This is a genomic window from Deltaproteobacteria bacterium HGW-Deltaproteobacteria-6, from assembly GCA_002840435.1.
Taxonomy (GTDB): domain Bacteria; phylum Desulfobacterota; class Syntrophia; order Syntrophales; family Smithellaceae; genus UBA8904.
In genome coordinates this window covers 1-1,513 of record PHAT01000030.1, presented here as the reverse complement: position 1 = coordinate 1,513, position 1,513 = coordinate 1, and the positions used below count along the sequence as shown (strand labels likewise).

General features: G+C 48.0%; 2 protein-coding genes. Both read left to right on the top strand.

Translation table 11 applies throughout. The features are described from left to right. Positions 1 to 419 (top strand): NAD(P)H oxidoreductase (locus tag CVU71_18570; GenBank protein PKN16736.1); only part of this gene is annotated, 419 nt, incomplete at its 5' end. Between the two features lie 8 nt (positions 420 to 427). After that, the coding region (locus CVU71_18565) for a potassium transporter (protein PKN16735.1) at positions 428 to 1,513 on the top strand (1,086 nt) is incomplete at its 3' end.

Here is a 1,513-nt window from a genome sequence, read left to right as displayed (position 1 = left end):
TAATCGTCTGGCATTTCCCTTTCTATACTTACAGTGCTCCCGCCTTGTTAAAACAGTGGATGGATGTTGTTCTGGAATACGGATGGGCGCATGGCAGTAAAGGCAACGCGTTGAAAGATAAAATTGCATTTGTAGCCCTGACTGCGGGAGGCACACGTGAATCTTACGCAGCCAATCAACATAATCAGTTTACCCTGCGTGAATTTTTGAGGCCTTTTGAACAGGCCGCTAATTTGTGCAAGATGATATATCTGCCGCCATTTGCCGTACACGGCACGCACATGTTAACGGATCAGCCACTGGCCGCGTATGCAGACTCTTATCGCTGGCTGCTGAGAAAGCTTACAACCGGTGAGTATGATACCGCGTCCATTTCCCGCTTCGAATATCTCAACGACTGGCTTTCCAACAAAGGATGAAATAGAACATGACCAGCACGTTTTTATCTGATGCCCTGATTTACCTTGCTGCTGCTGTCATTTTTGTGCCTGTAGCCAAAAAGATGGGTATGGGTTCTGTCCTGGGTTATCTCATTGGCGGCATGATCATCGGACCCTTCTTTTTAGGTTTTGTCGGTCAGGAGGGCAAGGACATTATGCACTTTGCCGAATTCGGAGTCGTGATGATGCTCTTTCTGATCGGCCTTGAACTGGAACCAAAAACATTCTGGCGAATGCGCAGATTCGTTTTGGGAACCGGCATCATGCAAATGGGCATAACTACATTTTTATGTTTTGTCGCTCTGCTGCTGGTGGGCCTGTCATGGCAGGCATCACTGGCCTGCGGACTTGCCCTTTCCATGTCTTCCACTGCTATTGTCATGCAGACACTGCGGGAAAAAGGTCTGATGAAAACGGAATCGGGAAGAACCTCCTTTGCCGTGTTGCTGTTTCAGGATATTTCCGTCATTCCGATTCTGGCGTTGATACCGCTTCTGGCTGTATCCGGCGCAAAGGCAGCTTCCGCCGGCCACACGTCTTTTATGGGGGGATTGCCTGGATGGGCGCAGACAATAACATTGCTGGTTGCCGTCAATTCCGTTGTTTTGGTCGGGCATTTTATTTTTGTGCCTTTCCTTCGTTTTATAGCCCGCATTCGTCTTCGGGAGCTTTTTACGGCTTCGGCCCTGTTGATTGTGATTGCAACAGCTTATCTGATGATTCTGGTGGGTTTAAGTCCCGCGTTAGGGACCTTTCTGGCAGGTGTTGTTTTGGCCACAAGCGAGTTCCGTCATGAACTGGAAAGCGACATTGAACCATTCAAGGGGGTGCTGCTGGGCTTGTTTTTTATTGCCGTCGGTGCCTCCATCAATTTCAAACTGATTATGGAAAACCCTGTGAAAGTTGCAGCTCTCGTGGGCGGTATAATTGCAATAAAATCTCTTGTTCTGTATGCAACGGGAAAGGTTTCCCGTTTAAGTTTTGATCAGAATATGATTTTTACTTTGGGATTGGGGCAGGTCGGAGAATTCGCATTTGTCCTGTTTGCCTTTATCACCCAGCTCCAGATCATC